General features: G+C 36.6%; 31 protein-coding genes. 4 read left to right on the forward strand and 27 right to left on the reverse strand.

Annotated elements, in window-relative coordinates; translation table 11 throughout:
* Window positions 1-3 precede the first annotated feature (3 nt).
* The 10 genes from GNE05_RS11005 to GNE05_RS11050 all read right to left on the reverse strand — a co-directional run bounded on the left by GNE05_RS11005 (window position 4) and on the right by GNE05_RS11050 (window position 8,610).
* Window positions 4-1,518, reverse strand: a complete 1,515-nt coding sequence (locus GNE05_RS11005; RefSeq protein WP_160182779.1) for a replicative DNA helicase — start codon at window positions 1,516-1,518, stop codon at window positions 4-6.
* A gap of 14 nt (window positions 1,519-1,532) precedes the next feature.
* On the reverse strand, window positions 1,533-2,003 hold the full coding sequence (locus GNE05_RS11010; protein WP_160182780.1) for a hypothetical protein: 471 nt from the start codon (window positions 2,001-2,003) through the stop codon (window positions 1,533-1,535).
* A 41-nt stretch (window positions 2,004-2,044) separates the two neighbouring features.
* Window positions 2,045-3,016 (reverse strand): ATP-binding protein, encoded by a 972-nt coding sequence (locus GNE05_RS11015; RefSeq protein ID WP_160182781.1) that lies wholly within the window; start codon window positions 3,014-3,016, stop codon window positions 2,045-2,047.
* Window positions 3,017-3,104: 88 nt separating this feature from the next.
* Complete coding sequence (locus GNE05_RS11020) at window positions 3,105-4,019, reverse strand: hypothetical protein (RefSeq protein WP_124692939.1); 915 nt, start codon at window positions 4,017-4,019, stop codon at window positions 3,105-3,107.
* Window positions 4,020-4,047: 28 nt separating this feature from the next.
* Window positions 4,048-4,422 (reverse strand): hypothetical protein, encoded by a 375-nt coding sequence (locus tag GNE05_RS11025; RefSeq protein ID WP_160182782.1) that lies wholly within the window; start codon window positions 4,420-4,422, stop codon window positions 4,048-4,050.
* Window positions 4,423-4,927: 505 nt separating this feature from the next.
* A complete protein-coding gene (locus GNE05_RS11030; protein WP_134982128.1) occupies window positions 4,928-5,305 on the reverse strand; it encodes a hypothetical protein in 378 nt (125 codons plus the stop codon).
* 38 nt (window positions 5,306-5,343) lie between these two features.
* Complete coding sequence (locus tag GNE05_RS11035; RefSeq protein ID WP_160182783.1) at window positions 5,344-7,086, reverse strand: right-handed parallel beta-helix repeat-containing protein; 1,743 nt, start codon at window positions 7,084-7,086, stop codon at window positions 5,344-5,346.
* Window positions 7,083-7,907, reverse strand: coding sequence for a poly-gamma-glutamate hydrolase family protein (locus tag GNE05_RS11040; RefSeq protein ID WP_160182784.1), 825 nt, complete (start codon window positions 7,905-7,907; stop codon window positions 7,083-7,085). Before GNE05_RS11040 ends, GNE05_RS11035 begins: the two co-directional genes overlap by 4 nt.
* Window positions 7,908-8,002: 95 nt before the next feature.
* Window positions 8,003-8,353, reverse strand: coding sequence for a YopX family protein (locus GNE05_RS11045; protein ID WP_160182785.1), 351 nt, complete (start codon window positions 8,351-8,353; stop codon window positions 8,003-8,005).
* 35 nt (window positions 8,354-8,388) lie between these two features.
* Window positions 8,389-8,610, reverse strand: a complete 222-nt coding sequence (locus GNE05_RS11050; RefSeq protein ID WP_160182786.1) for a hypothetical protein — start codon at window positions 8,608-8,610, stop codon at window positions 8,389-8,391.
* Between the two features lie 67 nt (window positions 8,611-8,677).
* On the opposite strand from GNE05_RS11050, the gene GNE05_RS11055 reads away from it, so the two are divergent.
* Together GNE05_RS11055 and GNE05_RS11060 are read left to right on the forward strand one after the other, a co-directional pair.
* Window positions 8,678-9,352 (forward strand): SOS response-associated peptidase, encoded by a 675-nt coding sequence (locus GNE05_RS11055; protein ID WP_160182787.1) that lies wholly within the window; start codon window positions 8,678-8,680, stop codon window positions 9,350-9,352.
* A 69-nt stretch (window positions 9,353-9,421) separates the two neighbouring features.
* Window positions 9,422-10,234 (forward strand): ATP-dependent DNA ligase, encoded by an 813-nt coding sequence (locus tag GNE05_RS11060; RefSeq protein WP_160182788.1) that lies wholly within the window; start codon window positions 9,422-9,424, stop codon window positions 10,232-10,234.
* A 235-nt stretch (window positions 10,235-10,469) separates the two neighbouring features.
* Here the strand turns inward: GNE05_RS11060 and GNE05_RS11065 are convergent, their stop codons facing one another.
* Window positions 10,470-11,330, reverse strand: a complete 861-nt coding sequence (locus GNE05_RS11065) for a hypothetical protein (protein ID WP_236654834.1) — start codon at window positions 11,328-11,330, stop codon at window positions 10,470-10,472.
* Between the two features lie 118 nt (window positions 11,331-11,448).
* Here GNE05_RS11065 and GNE05_RS21005 point away from each other — a divergent pair, with 118 nt between their 5' ends.
* Window positions 11,449-11,601: a hypothetical protein gene (locus tag GNE05_RS21005; RefSeq protein ID WP_173391191.1), complete on the forward strand. Its 153-nt coding sequence runs from the start codon at window positions 11,449-11,451 to the stop codon at window positions 11,599-11,601.
* An 85-nt stretch (window positions 11,602-11,686) separates the two neighbouring features.
* Here GNE05_RS21005 and GNE05_RS11070 read toward each other — a convergent pair whose 3' ends face one another.
* The 16 genes from GNE05_RS11070 to GNE05_RS11130 form a co-directional block, all read right to left on the reverse strand.
* Entirely contained in the window at window positions 11,687-11,947 is a 261-nt protein-coding gene (locus tag GNE05_RS11070) for a hypothetical protein (RefSeq protein ID WP_047474307.1), read from the reverse strand.
* A gap of 84 nt (window positions 11,948-12,031) precedes the next feature.
* Window positions 12,032-12,196: a hypothetical protein gene (locus tag GNE05_RS21010; protein ID WP_201741780.1), complete on the reverse strand. Its 165-nt coding sequence runs from the start codon at window positions 12,194-12,196 to the stop codon at window positions 12,032-12,034.
* Window positions 12,197-12,234: 38 nt separating this feature from the next.
* Entirely contained in the window at window positions 12,235-12,369 is a 135-nt protein-coding gene (locus GNE05_RS21405) for a hypothetical protein (RefSeq protein WP_257730966.1), read from the reverse strand.
* Window positions 12,370-12,396: 27 nt separating this feature from the next.
* Window positions 12,397-12,588 (reverse strand): hypothetical protein, encoded by a 192-nt coding sequence (locus GNE05_RS11075; RefSeq protein WP_041054525.1) that lies wholly within the window; start codon window positions 12,586-12,588, stop codon window positions 12,397-12,399.
* A gap of 32 nt (window positions 12,589-12,620) precedes the next feature.
* Window positions 12,621-12,836 carry a hypothetical protein gene (locus tag GNE05_RS21280; protein ID WP_057080587.1) on the reverse strand — a complete coding sequence of 72 codons (216 nt, stop codon included), beginning with the start codon at window positions 12,834-12,836 and terminating at the stop codon, window positions 12,621-12,623.
* 186 nt (window positions 12,837-13,022) lie between these two features.
* Window positions 13,023-13,415 carry a hypothetical protein gene (locus tag GNE05_RS11080; RefSeq protein WP_236654835.1) on the reverse strand — a complete coding sequence of 131 codons (393 nt, stop codon included), beginning with the start codon at window positions 13,413-13,415 and terminating at the stop codon, window positions 13,023-13,025.
* A gap of 32 nt (window positions 13,416-13,447) precedes the next feature.
* Window positions 13,448-14,044: a hypothetical protein gene (locus tag GNE05_RS11085; protein WP_160182789.1), complete on the reverse strand. Its 597-nt coding sequence runs from the start codon at window positions 14,042-14,044 to the stop codon at window positions 13,448-13,450.
* 43 nt (window positions 14,045-14,087) lie between these two features.
* The gene (locus GNE05_RS11090; RefSeq protein ID WP_160182790.1) at window positions 14,088-16,286 is read right to left on the reverse strand and encodes an RNA ligase; all 2,199 of its coding nucleotides are present in this window, start codon (window positions 16,284-16,286) and stop codon (window positions 14,088-14,090) included.
* A 21-nt stretch (window positions 16,287-16,307) separates the two neighbouring features.
* Window positions 16,308-16,547 carry a hypothetical protein gene (locus GNE05_RS11095; RefSeq protein ID WP_160182791.1) on the reverse strand — a complete coding sequence of 80 codons (240 nt, stop codon included), beginning with the start codon at window positions 16,545-16,547 and terminating at the stop codon, window positions 16,308-16,310.
* A 71-nt stretch (window positions 16,548-16,618) separates the two neighbouring features.
* Window positions 16,619-16,816 carry a hypothetical protein gene (locus GNE05_RS11100; RefSeq protein ID WP_160182792.1) on the reverse strand — a complete coding sequence of 66 codons (198 nt, stop codon included), beginning with the start codon at window positions 16,814-16,816 and terminating at the stop codon, window positions 16,619-16,621.
* A complete protein-coding gene (locus GNE05_RS11105) occupies window positions 16,813-17,190 on the reverse strand; it encodes a YopX family protein (protein ID WP_160182793.1) in 378 nt (125 codons plus the stop codon). The genes GNE05_RS11100 and GNE05_RS11105 overlap by 4 nt, the downstream gene beginning before the upstream one ends.
* Complete coding sequence (locus tag GNE05_RS11110; RefSeq protein ID WP_160182794.1) at window positions 17,190-17,846, reverse strand: dUTP diphosphatase; 657 nt, start codon at window positions 17,844-17,846, stop codon at window positions 17,190-17,192. Before GNE05_RS11110 ends, GNE05_RS11105 begins: the two co-directional genes overlap by 1 nt.
* On the reverse strand, window positions 17,843-18,058 hold the full coding sequence (locus tag GNE05_RS11115) for a hypothetical protein (RefSeq protein ID WP_160182795.1): 216 nt from the start codon (window positions 18,056-18,058) through the stop codon (window positions 17,843-17,845). The genes GNE05_RS11110 and GNE05_RS11115 overlap by 4 nt, the downstream gene beginning before the upstream one ends.
* 1 nt (window position 18,059) lies before the next feature.
* On the reverse strand, window positions 18,060-18,260 hold the full coding sequence (locus GNE05_RS11120) for a hypothetical protein (protein ID WP_160182796.1): 201 nt from the start codon (window positions 18,258-18,260) through the stop codon (window positions 18,060-18,062).
* A gap of 367 nt (window positions 18,261-18,627) precedes the next feature.
* Window positions 18,628-18,873 carry a hypothetical protein gene (locus GNE05_RS11125; protein WP_020954128.1) on the reverse strand — a complete coding sequence of 82 codons (246 nt, stop codon included), beginning with the start codon at window positions 18,871-18,873 and terminating at the stop codon, window positions 18,628-18,630.
* A 74-nt stretch (window positions 18,874-18,947) separates the two neighbouring features.
* Window positions 18,948-19,247, reverse strand: a complete 300-nt coding sequence (locus tag GNE05_RS11130; protein ID WP_020954129.1) for a hypothetical protein — start codon at window positions 19,245-19,247, stop codon at window positions 18,948-18,950.
* A 165-nt stretch (window positions 19,248-19,412) separates the two neighbouring features.
* Between GNE05_RS11130 and GNE05_RS11135 the strand changes: the two genes are divergently transcribed.
* Window positions 19,413-19,634: a helix-turn-helix domain-containing protein gene (locus GNE05_RS11135; protein ID WP_021493552.1), complete on the forward strand. Its 222-nt coding sequence runs from the start codon at window positions 19,413-19,415 to the stop codon at window positions 19,632-19,634.
* The last annotated feature ends 100 nt before the right edge of the window (window positions 19,635-19,734 follow it).

Here is a 19,734-nt window from a genome sequence, read left to right on the forward strand (position 1 = left end):
CCCTTATCCTGCTTTAATATTCAATTTTTCAACTGTAATTAATTCGTTATCGAGATTTGTTGTGAAACAATCCTTGATCCGCATATTTCCCATATTTATATGGGAGAAGACTTTTACTTTGTCGTACTCATTTCCCCTGTTTTTAAACACGTGTGTAACAAAATTTGGCTCTGGGTAAAATCCTGCTTTTAAGATTGGCTCAATTGCATCGTTCTCTTTTTTACTTAAAGGAAGAATAATCATTGCACCATCAGTCTTATCGGCAATAGCTTTACTTCCTCTCAGGTAAGATGCGTCTATTACTTGTCCTTTTTGCCATGCCTCTTTCCAATCACCATTTAACTGAGTAGCGCTCATCATATAAACATCGTATTTGTTACATAAACCCTTTAACTTATCAGACATAAGCAAAAGGATTTGATCCTCTCTTAGGTTGACCCCGCTTTTTTTACTCATCTCCGAAAAAATTGTCACTGATGAGTGAATATAATCAAAGTAAATGTACTCAACATTATTTTTAATTACATTCTTTTCAATCGTTCTCTCGATCTCTTGGATATTGAAATCAGGAAGATGCTCGAACCAAATATTAGACTGCTGAAGTACTTTAGCAGCTTTGCGCACAAGTTGTTTTTCTTGCTCATTGATCGTATTTCTAAGTATTTTTTTCTCTTCTACGCCACTAATATAGGCAAGTGCCAAGCTTTGCAATTCCTCTGCCATCATTTCCGTTGAGATGACCGTGGAACTTTTATCCCAAGGATTTTTCACCCATTCCTTCTTTTTAAGGTCGTACAACTCAGTTGCACTTAATCGACAAGCATCAGCAACCATATTTCTTGTTTTACCTCCGCCAGTAATACTTGAACGAATGTAAAACTTTTTCTTACGAGACCCACGGAAAATTGAAGTAAGCATTTCGCTATTTAGTGGCACTCCAATATCTGGCGACTCCTCAAAAGAATCTAATAACTCATCAATGCCTTCCCCACCTTGAATTCCCACACTTTCAGATGAGGTTCGAAACTTCTCTTTTACATCTACAATCTTCATTTCATAAGCTGCTAGAATTTCGTCAATCGATTTCTTATCAAACTGTTCTTGCATTTTTTCTTGTTCTTTTGGATCAATTATAGTTTCATCATAAATCTCCTTGATATCGAAACCTAAGCCGCTCATTTCTCTGAGCAAACTAAACTTTTTTAGTCTTTTGTAGTGGTAATCAAAGTTTTCGACTACAGCCAGATCTTGAATTCTCTCGATGTATTCAAGGCCATTGTTATCATGAAAAATCTTATATTGAATGTCGTAATCTTTTAGATATCCATCTATCTCAACCTCATTCAATACTTCCGTCCCTTGCTGGAATAAGTTACTCATAGCAAAAAACAGTATTGAGTGAAATCTTGAAGGGAAATCATCCGAAGTAATCCTATACTTGTTGCTTTCAGACAAGATTGTGGGATCCTTGAGTATGCTTCCTAAAACCTGAATAATTGCTTTTTTGTCTTGTAGCAAATGGACTCTCCTTCCTATAGTGTTGAGATGTCAACAAGTCCTCTTTTCTTCCTCAATCCCTTTTTTATAATTAATGTGATTTCTTCTCTTTTGTGATTCTTAGGGTCTTCAGCTGATTTTTGGATTGCCTTTTGTTTTATGTAATGGCGCTTAGCCTCGTCATATACAAAAGGGACGATTCCAATGCCGTCTCCTTCTCTTGGGTGATTCTCTAGTGTTTCATAAAAGTACTTAAGTGCAAGCTCAATTCCTTTTAGCTTATAACCATAATCCTCTTGAAACTCCTTGATCTGTTTTAACATCATACCGGTCGGAGATGTAAGGCCATATAAATTGCATATGTATTGAAGTAACTCTTTTCGGTGGTCTGATTCTTGCTTCCACGTGTTAAAACACTGTTCATGATAATATCTTTTTTTATAAGGAATCGCTAAATCTTTATCTAATTTAGTCTCACAATATGGACATTTAACTTGTCTACCCAATTAATCACCCCTAAAAAGGAGGAGGGAATAATCCCTCCTGTTTATTTAGTGAGAAGATCCTTTAAGTCATCCAAGATTACAGACATAACGTTTACTTGTTTGCGGCTGCATTCAGTCACTTTTACTCCCTTGCCTAAATGTTTCTCTGTAATCTGATTAACCTCTTCCAGTCGTCCTTCTTCATTGAGCTTAATTCCAACTTCTTTAATTTGCTCCATCAATGAGTCGTAATCAAGCACTTCTGAAGAATTATTTTGTTTTTGCTCTTCATATGTAACGGCAACAATACCTTCTGCTTCTTCCTGTCTTTCAACTGCTTCGATAATGGCCTTCTCCAGGTTCTCTGCAGTGAATTCAGGAAGGTATGTGTCAATGTAATCGAATCGGCTCCGTGCAAAATGCTCAGCTGTTTCAGCCAACCAGGCGCTTGATTTGATAACCTTTCTATCTTCATCAACACCATTAGAACTTAGATAAAGTACAATATCACTGTTATCAATAACAGGGGCCAAGACACGTTTATCACCTTTAGGATAAACTTTTCCTTTTTTGTCCTCTGCAGCATGAGCAATAAAGATTACGGTAAACCCTACCCCAATCAGTTTATTAATTTCTTCCCATACTTCTGTTTCATACTCTTTCCAAAGACCAAACCCATCATTTCCATCTTTAATCCGTTCTACATCATATTGTTCGCAAACATATCTAGTTGCATATTTAGCAAATGCATCTACTTCATCAACAATAATTGTCTGATACGTTTCTTTTGCCTTTTCTGCATTTTTGGTTAATTGTTTATTAACCTTCTTAAAATCCGCCCAGCTATTAATAGCCATAAATTTAACGCCTGCGATGGCATTCAAACCTTTTTCAAATGGCAAGTATAATGGCTTCTTCATTCGTGTGCTTTGTTTTGTCTTACCCAAGTTATTAGAACCATAGATAGTAATAACTTTTCCTTCTAAACCTTTTGCGACTACTGAAACTTGAGGGTTGAAAATATCGATTGCCATTTAAACTCTCCTTTAATTATGATTTGATGGGTGAGTCAAAGCCCACCCCAGCTATGTATTCTCAGGTGAATTATTTTATTTTTATCCATTAAAAAGGGAGGTCATCATCTGAAATTTCAACCGGCTTTGAAGGCTTGTTATTAGGAGCGCTTCCTCCAAACCCAGACTTTTTATTATTCTCATTGCCACTTTCACTCTTAAGCTCATCTAGGTAAATCTCTCTTTCAGTCAACGCTTTTTTAATTGCATCTGCATTAAAAGCATTTTTGCTATCCTCGTCATATGGATCATTGCCACCTGTAATTAGGTACTCTCTTTTCGAATTAATTGTGATTTCTTTCTTGTCTTCGCCAAATGCTGCTGTTTTGGTCGTTACTTTTTGCTCTTTAAAGTTAATAATCTTTCCAAAAACATTAACCGTAGACCCTTTTTCATAATTATTTTCAACGTATTGAGACCCTTCTTTTGTGACTACAAATTCAAACGGAATTACTTTCCCACCATATAAAGGAATATAACCATTTAAATTAACTCTGCCCGTTTCTTCACCTTTTACTTTTTCTTCGATTACATTCTTTACAAACAACTCAACATCAAATTCTGCTCTTGGATTGAATTCTTCATTGGCGTCCAGTCTATTTACAAAGTTAGTCGTTAACTGTGGATATGCCTTTAAAATCCCTTGTGAGTAATATTCGTTTAATCCAATCTTTCCTTGGGTAATTCTCACTTTATCAGCTTGATCTCTCCCGTGTTCTGCAATGGACTTATAATCACTGATAATAGTTTGATACCCTTTGGCAATAGCATTATCTGTGCCATCAGCTTTCTTATATTTTGAAAAGCCCTTCACTGTATGTACTTCATTTGGCGCAACCTCAATGTCTAATTCAATATTTAACCCCTTGCCGCTTTTCCACTCAGTGTGTCTTACCTCAGCAAGTGTACCCTCAATAGTTACAACATTTGATGCTTCACGTAATACTGTTTTATTTTCTGCCATTTAAATAATCAACCTCTTTCTTTTTCGTTTATATTTTATTTTTACTCTTAAAATGCCTATAATGAGACTTACTACTAAACTTACAATCCTTGATACCCAGTAGCTTGTTTAATTCTATGTATCTCTTTTTTGGAAAGTCCCAAGGTTCAGGATCACCTTTTACATTTTCAATCCTTATTACTGTTCCATGCCGGATTGTGATCTTTAAGTTTCCATATGAATATGTTTTAGAAAAAAGACCTCTTCTAATTCCTCTTGGTTTAAATTCCTTAACCAACATTACATTCCTGGTTAATTTTCTTCTTGCTTGGTCTTCGTCAATGTTGTAATTCCTTTTTACATCATTTTTGTAGGTATGCAAGGCTTCGGCAGATACTTTCAGTATCTTTAATTCCTTTTTCATCTCTTTCCTCCTTTCTCTCTTTGGGATAACTTAATCTTACATCATTAAAATGGCATGGTCAATAACTATTTTATTTTTATTCTGAAAAGTTTTAATGAGTATCTTTACAATTGGGGTACAGACTGCATCTGAAGAATGATTTTCTTGTTTCCACCCCCAACAGCGTAATTTTATAAAATCATATCGAGAGTTAAGAAGCACCTTTGCTTAGGCGCTTCTGTATAACAAACTATCCTATACCCGAAATTCAGCTACGTATCTCTTATCTGATCCTTCATTACCGTAATCAGAAACTTTTGCAAAGTCCGTTGTGAAAGTTTCATCTGGGTACTCACGGATCATTTTTCTACATAGGTTAGACAAAGCTTCTTGCTTCGTTCTGCCATATTCATATACCAACACATTAAACACCCCTTAACATTATAATGAGAGAACCTTTTCCTTCTCATCCTTAATGTACCCACTTAACGATATGACAAATCAAAACAAGTGAAAATTCATAAAATTAAACAACTTCACTCCATGACCACATGTTCATTGTTTGTAGCGTAAAACCGTCAGGAAGCTTTTTCATTTTTATATTTACGTTATATCTCTTCCCAGTGGTCTTATGAATTACAGCAAGTTCTTCACCATCATAGAACCGCACAATTGCTTCATTAAATTCAATTGGCTGATCAACCACGTAACCTTCTTTGAGCGCTTTGATATACAGATAAGGATCTGCCTTATAAAGCTCATATAGTCTATTACCAAAGTCTTCGTGTTTATCTCTAAGCAGGTTAAAATTAATTAGGGATATGTACAGTTTTTCAGATAAGCTCAGCTTGTTTTTGAAATACCGGATTGCTTCATCTTGTTCTTCACTTAAAATATTGGCCATATATCCATCTCCCAATCTTGTTAAAACTACAATTTTATTTAGACTACAACATCTCCTTCTGCTGTCTTCAGCGTTCCACTATCATATGTGTTATGAATTAACGTTGTATTCTTTGCTTTATCTGTGCAATAAGGGTGAGATAATAGCTTACCTCCAATTCCCCGCGCATCATTTCTTACAAGCCGTACTTTGTCCGTATTCTCCAAATACACTCCATATCCCTGGTCTGTTGAACGATTAAACATGATCTCATTATTGTTTAACATGTGTTCTGAACCACCTGTCAGGTGGATAGCAATCAATGACTTACAGAAATAAATCTGATTCTCACTGATCTGACAGCTGTATTTCTCGGATGTACCTTTGATTGCAACATTTCTTGGATTATGAATTTCATTTCTGTTGAAATACACTTCAGAATCCTTATCCCAAAAGATGCCGTATCCACTTCCGCTTAAGAATAGGTCATTCAACATTAAACGAACTGATTGAGACCTCTCACAATAAATTCCCCCGTGCACATTTGCAAATTCATTAATTGCAAAGCTTACACGGTTCGAATCCATGATTTTAATGGCATAAGCAGATGTGGTATTTCCCCCTTTATTATTTGTAACTCTCACATCTTTTGAGTTTCGCACTTGAACTTGTATACAATCGCTGTTTTCAATATGATTATTCGAAATAAAAACATCTTCAGCTTCATGTGTTGCAATCGGACAAGCCGCGATGTTTTCAAGTATATTGTTCGTTACATCAATCCCTTTACCTCTTACACATATGCCTATTTCAAACCCTCTTACAGTGTTACCGCTGATTTGTACTCTATTTCCTGACTCCGTGCTTGAAACACCCACCGAGTCAATTCCATATTTCTTGGATTTTCCCTTATTAATAATCTTGTTGTCCTTAACACTGACATCAGTGCTGTATCCATAAGAGATAACATTGTCACTAAAGTTTCCTTCTAAGTTTACTTCACCGCTTGTGTGAGCTGTAACGGATCCACGCCCATTATTTTTAAACCGGCAGTTTCGTACAGTTAATTTGTATGGGTGATCATACTTAATTCCGTTTTCTCCAAAACCCTCTAAATCAATTCCTAATTGTGGCCCAATGGTATCTCCCCCAGCTTCCTCTATATCACAGTCGTCTACAAGAAGACCTTCACAACCATTGGTAGCCAGATTATTTCTTCTCCCTCTTAAAAGAGTACACTTTCGAACGGTTACATTCTTTGAAGGCGTATACGCTCCTGAAGTGTTCATCATCCCATCGGCTGCTATCCAAATGTTATCTCCAATACAGTCAGAGACTTGCACATTTTCAATTAACACATTACTGCTGCCATGAATATGAATTCCGTATCCCCATTCATGTGTCCTTTTAATTGAAGTTACTTTTGAATAATCATGCTCGTATCGATCCCCTATAATTTGACCGCCACGAATCGTTACATTGCTCGCTTGGCCAATATAAAAACAGGAGTAGCCTTGAGAATCATTAGGCAACACTTTAAAAACAGCCTCTGGATGAAGTATTAACTCAATATTCGAAGGAACATTAATACCTCCACCGAATTCAGGCAACCGCCTTGACATATTCACAGCATCAATTAGATAGGTACCTTTTGGAATATGTACTTTATAGAATGATTTTGAGCTTGCATACTCTAAAGCTCGGTTTATTCCTTCTGTTGTTTCAATTGCATTTGACCCTTTATCATCAATTCCCCAATCCAGAGCATCAACAAAATAGTATAAGGACTGCTCCATGTTCATGTTGTCAAACCGTTCCCTTCTACATTTTCACTGAGAAACCGTGAAAGAGTGTCAATGAAATTATAAAAGGTCTCATTTCTTGTTCCTGAGCGCCCTTTGAGAGAAAAGGTGTTAAACATTGATTTTCGCAGTCCAGTACTTAACTCAAGTTGAATGCTCTTTCCTGTTTTATTTTTATTGGCCACGTTATTTGGACTGCTACCGGATAACCTCGTCCCCTCATCAAGAAGCTCTGCAGAGTAACCGGCATTATTTAATGTGTTTGTTATCGCTTCAGCTTTCTCCCGATCTGTGCCGCCAACTAAAACATGTTGATCATTACTTGCGTACCCGTGAAGTGAAAGTGTGAACTCATGTTCCTTCAACATTTCAAGTGCTTGTGGTTCATCAAAATTCGTACTGGTTAAGTGTAAATCAAATGCTCCTGGTGTCTTTAAAGCTTCAAAAAGATATGTAGAGTATGCTTCGCTTAATTCCTTTGCAAGCTCACTTGTTCCCCCTTCTATGCCACCTCCATGGGGAGCAAGAATTAATACATCGGTGTCTTTCTCTTTTGAGAATACACTGAAATTGAACGGGGATTCATTAGCTTTAAGCTCTTCAAAGTTCCGATACTTGTCCGCTGCTAAAATACTCACTGGATTCAGGAATGAAACCAGAGCAGTCACCAAGACTGGAAAAGTCTTCTTAACTGTGCTATACTTTAATAGCTTCGCTTCAGGGTGAAGTGTGCAGATTAGAGTGTACCGTCCAAAGTCTCTCTTTTCTGCTCCTTTAGTCTTTTTTAACAGTTCCTCTATTCTGTTTTTAATCCTCAACAATTAACAACCACTCCTTTTTATTTTTGTTTTATTCTTAAAACTCAAATCACATAGATAACTCACATGTTATCACCCCCTTAAATAAAATATCGTTTTTATTCAGTTTCCAAAAGCTCAGGATCTTCGTAAATGTTTCCTGCTACATCCCACCAGACTGACTCGAGTTCTATGAGATGCTGATCATCATTCATTTCTCCACCCTTAGCCCAAAAAGATCCGTCTTTCCAGTAGACTCTCCAATGAAAACCATCTACATCTTGGATGATATCCCCCTCATAAATCTCTCTGTGGTATTTGTCCTTCATCCCCGTGTATTGCATCCATGAACTGTATTTTTCATTTTCATCATTATCATCTAGCGCTGCCAACTGAAACTGCTTTATATGATCCCAATAGTGCATTACTTTTTTCTTTTTTGAATACATCCGAAACTTAATTTCTCTCATTCTGCGACCTCCGTTTTTTTCTTCACTAATACCATTTAACTCAGTATACTTATTTTATTTTTATCAAATAAATCAATTATATAGGCTTCGTACATCTCATCCCAATAAGGTTCTGTTCTTGCTATGTATTTTGCTGATTTCCCATTTTCCTCAATCTTAAATGTTTGTCCCTTTTGAATATCCGTGAACTTCTTCTTTGTCCATATCCCTCTGATCAACACTTCAACTTCTTTAACCTCAACTGTTTGCTGCATCACATTCCTCCTTTTTGATTTTCGTGTATCAAGCCTGTACAATATTCAAAAACCCTAAAGGATGATGAACATGTGTGGCAGGTTCACTTTATTCTCTGAGTTCGATGACATCATTGAGCAATTCAATATAGATCAATTTTTGCCTGAAGACGAATACCATCCAAGTTATAACGTCGCTCCTTCACAAAACATCCTGACAATCATTAATGATGGGTCAAACAATCGTCTGGGTAAGCTTAGATGGGGTCTTATTCCTCCTTGGGCTAAGGATGAAAAGATCGGGTATAAAATGATTAATGCTCGTGCTGAAACATTGGCCGAGAAACCCAGCTTTCGAAAGCCACTCGTAAGCAAACGTTGTATCATCCCAGCTGACAGTTTTTATGAATGGAAGCGTCTTGATCCAAAGACTAAGATTCCTATGCGTATTAAGCTCAAATCCTCCAATCTCTTTGCTTTTGCCGGCTTATATGAAAAGTGGAACACGTCAGAAGGCAATCCGTTGTATACTTGCACAATCATCACAACAAAGCCTAATGAGCTTATGGAAGACATTCATGATCGGATGCCAGTTATCCTTACAAATGAGAATGAAAAGGAATGGCTAAATCCTAAAAACACTGACCCTGATTATCTTCAAAGCTTACTGTTGCCGTATAACTCTGATGACATGGAAGCTTATCAAGTTTCATCCTTAGTTAACTCACCTAAAAACAACTCACCGGAGCTCATTGAATCCCATTAAGTACCACAGTCATTTTGCTTTATATATCACCTTCGCTTAGCTATTATGTTCTAAGTAGGAGGTGATATTTTGTTTGTATCGCCAATGTTATTGCATTCGATAAAGGAACCATTTGATGACGAGAACTATATCACTGAGCTGAAATTTGATGGAATTAGACTGATTCTCTCCAAGTTTAATGATCAGATAAAGCTTTATACTCGTCACAACAATGAGGTAACAAGCAAGTTCCCAGAACTCTTGAATCTCGATATACCCAATGGAACTGTTTTAGATGGTGAAATTATTGTTGCTGCCCCAGGCGGCGCTCCTGATTTCGAGGCTGTAATGGAACGCTTTATGTCTAAGAAATCAGCCCATAAGGTGGTTTACTGTGTATTCGATGTAATTTATATTGATGGGCATTCAATCGCTAATAAGCCGCTCAATGAACGTAAAAACATGCTTTTAAATCTTAACCTTGATCACGATAATGTATATGTTATTGAGGGCCTGCAAGGAAAAGGGTTAGCTTACTTTAATCTAGCCAAAGAAAAGCATCTTGAAGGAATCGTACTAAAGAAAGCTAACTCCCCTTATGAAATCAATAAACGTTCCCACAGCTGGCTGAAAGTGATTAACTATGATTACACAGATGTCCTTATCACTGGCTACACCAAAGAGGATATAAAATTTCTTCTGTCTTATCCTGATGGTACGGCAGCTGGATTTATGGAATTCATGCCGAACGCAGAACGAAGTAAGTTCCACTCTATGAAACATGTAAAGTCTGAATCTGATGAATATGTATTTATAGAACCGATCTTATGTAAGGTTAAGCACAGATTTAAGACTAAGCATGGTAAACTCCGCATACCTTCCTTTGAATCCTGGAGAGTCTAATCTCTCCGTTACATAATTCCTTAGTGACTTGCCATCGCACATTAAATGAAAATTTAGTACATGGATCAATTAGATAATTCATCGTTAAAATAACTATTTTATTTTGATCCCAAAATAATTTACCAAATATCATAGCCCACAAAATCATTTAAAATATTCGTCATTTCCTCATTCTCTTCTTCTGTCAATCCATATTCATCAAGTCTCTTTAAATAATCTTCTCGTTCGTTCTTGGTCAATTCCCTTCCTCCTTTAATTCCACATTAATATTCAATACTTTTGCAATCCGTTTACCCACCTCATCGGAAACTGTTTGTGACACCCTTTCTTTAAATCCATGTAGTAGCTGGCCTCCGTTTTCAAAACCTTCTTCAATAAGTGATTCAATCTTTTCTCCCGCAATTCTATCCAGTTTTCCTGACTTAGACATCTTCTGAACTTCATTAGAAACCGCAATGCTAATCATATCTTGTACATCTTGTCTTGAAATACTTAATTCATTATGTATGTAGTTTTTGACTTCTTTGTATGCACTATTTTTATTTTCAAAGGTCTTCTTATGTTTACCTAATGGGACGAGGACACGGTATTCATCGCCAAACACCAACCCAATAGTTTCTACGCTTACGTCTCCAGCAGAATGGCGTGATTTTACCGTTCCAACTCTCCCTGTATCATAATCGTCCCCTATTACTCCGTCAGGCCTAACAATGATAATCTTCTCGCCTACTTCCCCCTCACGTTCGACCATTTCGTAGCTGCCGTCGTCAATATGAACGATGTCGGTCGGTTCGAGTACGTGATATTCTTCGCGAATGATAAATCCGCTGAGATTTGTACCGCTACGAGCTTCGTCACTTTCTACGTGCGCCTTTCCCGGGCAGGCACGATCAACTGTAAAAATAGCGCCGTTCTCGTACCATTCATCGCAATCAGCCTTCTCTACAATTACGATCTTCTCGCCAACCTCCGCCTTCCGATCGACCTCTACATATTCGCGCTTGATGCCGCCAAGTTTTTCGTCAGCCAATACGTGAATCTTTGTATTTGTGTTTGCCTTAGTTTCGCTCATTTGCTCCACCTCAATTTTCTTCATGTTTTTTTCAATTCTTTTTGATTTTCATATTACTTTTCACTCTTTTATTAATAGGAGCGTGTCATACACACGCCACCTAAAAGAGATAGGACATTTTTGTCTCGGGAGGTGAAAGGTAATGAAAATTCTTATGGATCTTTTCACAAATTGGACTTTTGATAAAGTCATGGATTACATGCTGGCTGCTGTAATTTGGTTTGTATTCAAGTCCAAGTCAAAGCAGAATGAGTATCCCGATGACTTGGAGGAAAGAAGGCGCTATAGAGATTAACATCCCCTCTGCGATCGTTATCAGATTTGCTTATAATTTCGATAACGATCCATCCTTATATGTTTAGTTGAAAACTATCTTTTATTTAGACTCTCTCATAAGTCTGATGAAATATGTCTGGTTTACATGGATAAAACTCACCTTGGACTCCTTTTATTACATAATCATTAGGTGAAATGATCATGTTGCCTTCTAAAGTTTGTATATAAATAACACGTATTGTTGTAAGTGAATCAGACCAGATACCCACTATATCACCGCAGAAGTCCCTTAACTTATCGTAAGAATCTTGTGATCCATCATATTGAATAGCATCAATGACAACTGGTTTTTTTCTATATTTCACTTCCCCACCTCTTCCTTTAAAATCACGATTTCATTTAGAGTAAACCTTTTTCTTACTGTCACGCGTTCACTTTCGGAAAACATATTAATCTACTAACTTTAATAACTCATCGACTTCATAATTATATTCACCATATTCACCAGAGCCCCATTCAACACCTACAGAACCTCGATTTGTCGTCCACAATATAATTCCCATCTCCCCACATTCATGCCACCTTACTTGCTTCCCTTTCTGATAACCAAGCATGTTTTCAACCCCATTCGATTCTAATGAATGATATTTTGTTATCTTTCCACCAGGCTTCGAGCAATTTTTTCAATTCTTATTCTGCGTTTTTCATCTAGTATCTCTCTTTCGTTAACTTCTAACATCTTCTTTAAGCTTAGATTTTTTCTAATAAGCTCTTTCATTCTGTTCATGCGTTTTCTCCTTCTCGATTCTTTATATTACTTATATTCAAACATAGACCCTTCTTCTTCCTTAGGAATTTGTGAACACTCATTTGTGTCCGGCTTAGAATTTACATAAATGAACCCTTTATCCTCGCTCAATATTTCATACTCCTTACCCTTTTTAAAAATAGGACAACTGTGTTCATCCTCAAAGAAAACATCTTTTTTAAAGACAACTAAATCCATTCTTTTCAACCTTTCTCATCGTATTTTTTTATTCAAATGACGAGCTTAGACCTGTGAGGTCTTTTATGTATAAAATTAAATGGGATATCCAACTCTTTATTTACTTTATCCTCATTTATGTGCTCCATCTCTAAAATCAAATGTCCACTTTCCTGGCGGTCAATGCTATGGACTGAATATCCTTTAGCAGCGTAATATTCACCAATAATCTCATCAACGTGGTTGCTAAGCAGATTCCTCTTTATCACCTTAATAACCTCCACTTATTTTATTTTTATCCTTTAAGTATTTATATGTATTCCATCCGCAGCCATCAAATATGCTTATGTCCGCTCCAAGATGCCATCTAAACCAAACTAAGTTAAACCAGGCTGTATCAATTATGTGCTTTAAATAACCTATGTGCCTTCCTCCTTACAATGAAAATAGTCCTTTTACACGAATAATAAAGTAGGTTTTTTGTCCTCTTCATATCGTTCATACCCTATAAAATAATTATCGTAGTCCTTCCGAATATAAGGAGAGACCCATTCAATGAAATTTTCAATTTCATCATCATAGTTTTTTAAATTGCATCTAATTGTCACGTAACAACCGCCTATAGTGTCATTTACAATTTCACTATGAGTTGTTCCATCGAAGTAGTAACTATCTGATTGAAGCATCCATTTCCATCTGGTTTCTTTAGAGAATAGCTTGTGGTCAGGTAATTCATTCGGATGATCCTCTCTCTGACCACACATGAATTCAAGTGTTTCAATAATATGCCTCGGAGTCTCCTGTATAAGCTCAAAAGCACAAACCAATTCTGTGTACATTCCCATCATTACATCTCCCTCTCTTTAAAACAGTCTTTTTATTAAATCCCAATCACACTTTCCCTTAGATTCTTTATCCATTCGTTTCGTCTGTTTACTCTCTCAACTTCTTCCTGGTGCATTTGTTTGTACCACTCGATATTATCCCTTGTTTTCTCAATTTTCATTTTCAACCATTCTTCAGGATCATGTCGTACGACCTCTCTAATGAGACTGGGATTACAGTCAGTTTTAATACTGCCTTTTAACTGCTCAATTGCAAACTCTTTAAGGCTTATGTGCTCACTTGTAGGCGGCTCCCATTCTTTGATACATTCTAATAATTTCGTATACCGTTTTAGGAGTTTCTTTTGGTTATCAGAGATTTTCTTATATTCATTTAATTGATTTCGATACAGGGTGTCTACAGCCATCTCCGCTTCTTTTAGTGACATATTTGAATACCTGTCTAACTCTGATAACTCCTTGGTTAGAGCATCTTTATAGTAGCCACTCGGTTCAAACTCAGGTATTTCAGCATTTAAAGGTTCTTCCCTCATTGAAATGGTTGCACCAAAAGCCCGTGCACATGTCAATAAAAAGTCCTTAGGGGATACCTCTTCTCCATGATAAATTTCGCTTGTATATCCTGTTGGCATATATAAACTTCCTTTCTCTTTAAAATTTTACTTTTAATCTAATTCATCTTGTTTCCTGGGCCACAGTTTCTTTTTCAAAATCGTTTCTCAATTTGATAATGGAGGTTGATTTTAAATACCCTCTGTCCTTTGTCTTAGCCCATGCGAAAAATCTATTGTGTAAAGGAGTATAAAGGCTTCCTGTGTTAACCATATGCTCATGTTTGTTGCTGATCTTATGCTTTAATCCCCTCATTTGTTTCCAAAAGTTATAGTAAGGGAGCTTAAGTTTTGTCATGAAGCCGGCAGCATCTTCAATTACATAACCCTCTTCCTCAATTGAAAAATCTTGTGACACGTCCAGATACCATCTATAGAAATCTGTCCAGTTACTAAACTCTGCAACTTGTTTTTTACACTCAATGTTTAGATGCTCGGCTACAGCTTTCAATTCCCAATAAGGAAGTTTTGTATACACAACCTGCCTTTTAACAATATCTAAAAGCACCAGTTTATCTTTGTCGTATTCAATGATATGCGGGTCTTTTTCTGGAAGTATTACTTCAAAAACGAATGAAACATTGTTAAGCTTCAGGTAAGTTTTGATAAAAGACACTTGATTTTCATTAAAAGATTTGAAAAACAGTTCTTCGACCCATTTCGCATGTTCATTTGATATTTGTGACGTAAAGGATTTAGAAGTGAATACCAACTGATCTGACAAAGAGTCATACCCTACAATTCCTAAATATCCATTTGCCTTATCGAAGACTGTTACTGGAAATTTCATCGTATCTACGAGATGATGCATTCTTGTTTCAGATCGTTCTCCAATGTTGAAAAATTTATCATAGCTTCTGCTTACAATTTCATTGCTCTCAGTGTTAATAAACAAACCTCTTGCCTTAATATTTGTTTCATCCCACTTTTTCTTTCTAAATGCTTGCTTTGTAAAATTAAATGATGAGATATTGTTTGGCATTTTATTCTCTTGCACATATTCATGACCACGTAAGTGGGAAATCAATTCATCAATTGTTCCAACAGTTGCGCTGTTACTCGGTACTTCACTTGAAATTTGTTTAAAGACTTTATTCTTCACTTCATGCGTTTCAATTCCGTTCTCAGACAGTGTAACGACTCTAAGATGTCCTCCTCTTTCCACTTGCCCTTCCAGGTTATATGATCTATCTGCTGCTACCACAGGCAGACGGTACATGTTTCTATGTCCATGAATCTGTACAACATTTTGACCTGCAGTATTATTTGCAAATTCATAATCAATATCGTCTGAATAATCTCCAACTCCATTGATGAATTGTGTTGTTGCAGTCATCAAAAGATTTTCTGGTACGGTTGAAACTCCGCCATGGGTTACAATGTATGTAGTGTTTTTATATGTAAAGTAAGCTAACTGATGAAACTTTCTGGCCAGCTGTCTAATATCTTTTTTATCAATGTTGGATTGTTCAATTTCTGGCTTAGTTTTGTTGTTAAATGTGCTGCTAGGTGTTTCTTCATCATTCCCATACATATTGATATATCTATCATGATTCCCTTCGAGAATAATCACATTTTTATAATCTTTAATTTTGATCATGAATTCTAACAGCTGTGCATTTTCAATACCTCTGTCGATAAGATCTCCTACAAAGATGTATAGTTCATTTTCATTCAAATCACCGTTTAAATACTCTTGAAGCACAGTATTGCAGCCATGAACATCTCCGAAAATATGTATCTTTTTATAATCGTCAAAACATCTTGGCTTATAAGTCATCGTGTTTTCGAACTCATCTGGTTTTAGAACAGTTACCCAAGATGGCACTTTTTCTGTTGTCATTCTTTCATAAATATTTAGAATACTGCTTTCAGGAACATGCTTATGTTCGGCCCTCATTTTATTTCTTTTTAAGATTCTCCGAACATCAACATCAGAAAAATCAATTACATATACACGGTATCTGTATTTTTGAGCTAGTGGCTTATATCTTGAAATCATACTTTGCTTTGAATGAGTTGCATCGACAATTGTGAATTCACCGCGATCCATCCTGTCTTCAAGCAATTTCATTAATAAATCCCACACCTTGTTATCGTGTTTTGGAGAGATTTCATATTTCCCACTTTTGTTTAACACAGGTGACTGAAACAGCAATCTAATGTTGTCCGCAGAAAGTGTGTATTGCTCAAGTCCATTTTCTTTAACCCAAGTTGATTTCCCTACTCCTGGGCAGCCTCTTAATAGCACTAATGTTCTCAAATTCTATCAACCTTTCTAATTTTATTTATCTAATTCCCTCATGTCTTCTCGCTGCTCAATATAACTTTTAAAATGCTCCCAATCTCTATCAATTTCTTTAACATTTCTAGCAATATAGGATTCTGCAATTTCTGGATCCACCAACTTTTGAAGAGAAAGTTGGTACATAAGCTCAATCTTTGTTACTGTTTCTAAAAATGATCGAGCGCAACTTTTAGCACTATTTAAGCGATATTGACTCATTCCATGTTTTGATTCCATTATTATTCTCACTCCCTTTTAATCACGTTAAAATGCATCTTTTATATTGATCTCAATACTTCTCGGCAAGCTTACCAGCCTTGTTCATAGTAAACATCATCATATATAACCTTTGATTCATCGGCCATTTCTTTCTCATCTTGGTATTCATCCATATTCTTAGTGATAAATTCGCTTGCTTCTCTAATTGTATTACCGGTGAATCTTTCACTTATAAATTGCTCCATGTTTCGAATTAATCTCAATTGTTTCTCTGTTGCTCTAATCACTCCGCGCCCTCCACTAACTCAGGATTTTGATATACGTTGCCGCCGATGTCGCGTTCTCCCCAAACTATCCAAGCGTCAATATGGTAATCGCAATCGCTGGGAAATCTAAGACCGAAATTACCCCCAGCTCGAGCAACGATCATCGGTTCGTTATTCACCATGTCGATGTCGTACTCATAAATCATCTTTTCGTTTCTATCTTTCAACCCTATGCCCCACATGAGAACGGATTTTCCGTCGTAACTTTCCGCAACGATAATCCTGCAACCATCACGCCATAAAATCCATTTATCTCCTTTGATTTCAAGACTCAACCCTTCATCATCCCAATGATGCATTTGCTCGCCGTCCCACACTCTGTATGCTGTGTTCATCAATATCCCTCCTGCTGCCGCTGATGATTGACGGCGTTTTTGTCCATGTAAGCCGCTTCGATTTGCTCCCATTTAAATCCGAGCCGCTCACCGAGAATGAAGAAGCTTACACAAAGGTCGAGAAACTGCGCTTCTTTTCCATTCATCACCTGTAAACGGTAAGCAGTAGACATCAAAGAAGAAAAAAGCCGCTCAGTGTTAAAACCAATGGTAGAACTCAAGTAACTTAAATGGATGGAGGATATTGTCTTTTTGCTATTTAAGCCCAACTTGTTCCCAATGCTCAAGATAAAATGCAGGCAGTCCACGTATTCCTCAAGTAGTGGATTCGATTCACCTATCTTTCCTGAGCCGTTGCAGTCTTGGCATTCGGAATATGGTTCAGTTGCATGTCCTTCTTCGAGATATTGCAAATTAATATCGTGGTTTTCATCGCCAGTGCCATCACACGTCGGACAAAAATGCTCTATTTTCGTCCGCGGCTCCCGGTCATTGCTCCAATGCTTAAAGCCGCGCCATTCATTCGCACACTCGGCAAGCTCCACCTGTAGAGCAAGAATGAGGTTTGGGAGCAAGTCCTGCCCCTCAAGCCCCTTTTCTTTGATGATCCGATCATCAAGCACCTTTTGAATTTCAAACATTTTTTGTAGATTCATTGCCCGCTCTCCCATCCGATCTTTTTCTTATACTCTGCTGCTGTACCTTTTACAACGAATGTACTACCATTTTTGAAGGATACTTTGCTCCCGTCTTCTGTGTCAGTAATGCTTTCGATATCGTCATAATTAAAACGGTAAAACGGTATTAACTCTCCATCCGTCTTGCGTTTACGGTAGACCACAAATTCCTTAAATTTTGATTCACTCACTCTATAACCTCCTTTCGGCAGATAGTTTCTCTTTGCCTGCTGCTGTTACCCTGAAATAAGCCATATCCTCTTCCCACCCAGCGTGTTTGGTGGCGAGTCCTTTCGAAACAAGTTCATTCCAATGAATATCGTTCGATTCCTCGTAGAATCTATTTCCGTTTTTCAAGGCATGTTTCATGTAATCAATTTGAATTTCATTCATTACTTTTCCCTCCTTATTTGAATCTCTATAAAACTTACATTTTATTTTTATCCTCAAAATATTCATGCTGGTTTACCACATCACGAAGTATGTATTGTATTTCCTCTAAATTGTCTTTAACAAAGTCCAGGTCTCCTATTGCCATTCTGATTTCATTGTTCTCTATGCTGCGCAAAGATCTTTCACATGATACTAAGAGCTTTGCATATTTCCTTAAAACCATAGTTCTTATTTGATCGTTAATTGGTTCATTAATCAATAATTAAAGCTATCTCCTTTCCTTATTCTAATTCGATTATATAACCTCAACCAAATGTTGTAAACAATTATTTTATTTTTACTCTAAATAATTTCAAAAAAATCAGCTTTACTCATACTGTAAAGCTGCTGTCTTCATAAACGTCTTCATGCCGTCCAGTTTCCAAAGAGTTTCATTTATTTTGTCTCTAAATTCTAAAACTGAAGCATGATCCATTCTAATCCTCAAACAATCCCCATTGTTTTTAAAAATAATGTCTATGTAGTACTCTCCACTTTGGATGTTCTTAGAACCAACACTCATGGAAACTGATCTCATAATGTCTTTCAAGTCAATTTCAAGATTAAAATCCATTGTATGCTCCAGTCTGACTAAAAAGTCACCAATTTTTTATGTCTCATGATGACTGACAAGATGTGTATGTATTTTTACTTCGATGATAACAATTGTGAAGATTTATAATCCTCATTTTCAAACGAATCGTCTATTTCTTCGGCATAAGAGGTTGTTAATTCAGCATCCTCTGTACACATGATATCTACATCAAATAGTGCCTCATATTTTTCATGATCTTTTTGAAGAAACCCCATTTTTCCTGTTTTATTTCTCAATTTCTTTTTAATTGATTGATATGCGAACAAAAGTGCTTCCTCTTCATTCTTGGCTTTTATTCTGCCGAAAAAAGGTATGCACAGCTCCCCTTGAATGAAATAATCCTTTTCTGACATACGTTTCCCTCTCTCTGGTAGTAATTAACCGAACCTACGTTCCCTTTTTTGTTGACTTAATTATAACCTTTTACCTAGTTAGTGGCAAATCTTTTTTCTTTCATTTAAAAACTTGGAAAGAATTGATATAGTATGATAAGCAATACTATATCAGGAGGTTGTCCGATGCTTGAGGTTGAAATCGGACAATGTTTGATATCCATTCTCCTTGAACGTAGAGGAATGTCCCTAGGGCAGCTTTCGAACCTAACAGGCATCAGTAAGCAAAGGTTAAGTGATTACGCTAATGGCGTTAGACCTTCTATGAATATAAAAACAGCGAGAATCATTGCTATTGCCCTAAACTGTTCGATTGAAGACCTCTATGAATGGAAAATCAAACATTGACTTAATCGCTAGGGAGTTTGACCTAGCGAACCTCCTTGTACCCTTTTTAGTGTATAGAACTATTTTACTGCATATGTACAAATTTGTCTCTGTCTAACTT

This window comes from Bacillus sp. AM1(2019) (genome assembly GCF_009906915.1).
Taxonomy (GTDB): Bacteria; Bacillota; Bacilli; order Bacillales; family Bacillaceae; genus Bacillus; species Bacillus velezensis.

Coding starts and splice junctions, on each gene's coding strand:
- GNE05_RS11075 (WP_041054525.1), bottom strand. CDS start 12,588: ATGGATTTAGTTGTCTTTAAAAAAGATGTTTTCTTTGAGGATGAACAC.
- GNE05_RS11120 (WP_160182796.1), bottom strand. CDS start 18,260: ATGAATGAAATTCAAATTGATTACATGAAACATGCCTTGAAAAACGGA.
- GNE05_RS11135 (WP_021493552.1), top strand. CDS start 19,413: ATGCTTGAGGTTGAAATCGGACAATGTTTGATATCCATTCTCCTTGAA.
- GNE05_RS21005 (WP_173391191.1), top strand. CDS start 11,449: ATGAAAATTCTTATGGATCTTTTCACAAATTGGACTTTTGATAAAGTC.
- GNE05_RS21405 (WP_257730966.1), bottom strand. CDS start 12,369: ATGAACAGAATGAAAGAGCTTATTAGAAAAAATCTAAGCTTAAAGAAG.
- GNE05_RS11085 (WP_160182789.1), bottom strand. CDS start 14,044: ATGCCAACAGGATATACAAGCGAAATTTATCATGGAGAAGAGGTATCC.
- GNE05_RS11095 (WP_160182791.1), bottom strand. CDS start 16,547: ATGGAATCAAAACATGGAATGAGTCAATATCGCTTAAATAGTGCTAAA.
- GNE05_RS11015 (WP_160182781.1), bottom strand. CDS start 3,016: ATGGCAATCGATATTTTCAACCCTCAAGTTTCAGTAGTCGCAAAAGGT.
- GNE05_RS11110 (WP_160182794.1), bottom strand. CDS start 17,846: ATGAATCTACAAAAAATGTTTGAAATTCAAAAGGTGCTTGATGATCGG.
- GNE05_RS11035 (WP_160182783.1), bottom strand. CDS start 7,086: ATGAACATGGAGCAGTCCTTATACTATTTTGTTGATGCTCTGGATTGG.
- GNE05_RS11105 (WP_160182793.1), bottom strand. CDS start 17,190: ATGAACACAGCATACAGAGTGTGGGACGGCGAGCAAATGCATCATTGG.
- GNE05_RS11130 (WP_020954129.1), bottom strand. CDS start 19,247: ATGTCAGAAAAGGATTATTTCATTCAAGGGGAGCTGTGCATACCTTTT.
- GNE05_RS11055 (WP_160182787.1), top strand. CDS start 8,678: ATGTGTGGCAGGTTCACTTTATTCTCTGAGTTCGATGACATCATTGAG.
- GNE05_RS21010 (WP_201741780.1), bottom strand. CDS start 12,196: ATGCTTGGTTATCAGAAAGGGAAGCAAGTAAGGTGGCATGAATGTGGG.
- GNE05_RS11080 (WP_236654835.1), bottom strand. CDS start 13,415: ATGATGGGAATGTACACAGAATTGGTTTGTGCTTTTGAGCTTATACAG.
- GNE05_RS11045 (WP_160182785.1), bottom strand. CDS start 8,353: ATGAGAGAAATTAAGTTTCGGATGTATTCAAAAAAGAAAAAAGTAATG.
- GNE05_RS11030 (WP_134982128.1), bottom strand. CDS start 5,305: ATGGCCAATATTTTAAGTGAAGAACAAGATGAAGCAATCCGGTATTTC.
- GNE05_RS11125 (WP_020954128.1), bottom strand. CDS start 18,873: ATGGATTTTAATCTTGAAATTGACTTGAAAGACATTATGAGATCAGTT.
- GNE05_RS11020 (WP_124692939.1), bottom strand. CDS start 4,019: ATGGCAGAAAATAAAACAGTATTACGTGAAGCATCAAATGTTGTAACT.
- GNE05_RS11065 (WP_236654834.1), bottom strand. CDS start 11,330: ATGAAGAAAATTGAGGTGGAGCAAATGAGCGAAACTAAGGCAAACACA.
- GNE05_RS11025 (WP_160182782.1), bottom strand. CDS start 4,422: ATGAAAAAGGAATTAAAGATACTGAAAGTATCTGCCGAAGCCTTGCAT.